Consider the following 253-nt stretch of genomic DNA (forward strand, 5'->3'; position numbering starts at 1 on the left):
CGCCTCGGCCAGTGCCGCGACCCAATCTTCACGACGCGGCGTCAGCCAATCGGCCTGCTCGACTCGCGCGCTGTTCGGCAGGCTGTTCTGCCAGTGACTTTGCCAATGATCTTCTGGCGATCCTTGCCAGCCCGGCACAATCAGGTAGCGGATTGATTCGTTGCGCATGGGGAGCTCTCCTGCGTCGTGTCTGTTCCTGAACGAGTATAGGGAGGGGATTTATATTCGTTAAGGAATAAGAAGCTATTTATTA

General features: G+C 55.7%; 1 protein-coding gene. It reads right to left on the reverse strand.

Annotated features, from left to right (window positions below):
* Nucleotides 1–168: alpha/beta hydrolase (locus BK660_RS31125; protein WP_185045293.1), on the reverse strand; the 168-nt coding region annotated here is incomplete at its 3' end.
* Nucleotides 169–253 lie beyond the last annotated feature (85 nt).

Origin of the sequence: Pseudomonas brassicacearum, assembly GCF_003732265.1 — a bacterium.
GTDB classification, from domain to species: domain Bacteria; phylum Pseudomonadota; class Gammaproteobacteria; order Pseudomonadales; family Pseudomonadaceae; genus Aquipseudomonas; species Aquipseudomonas brassicacearum_D.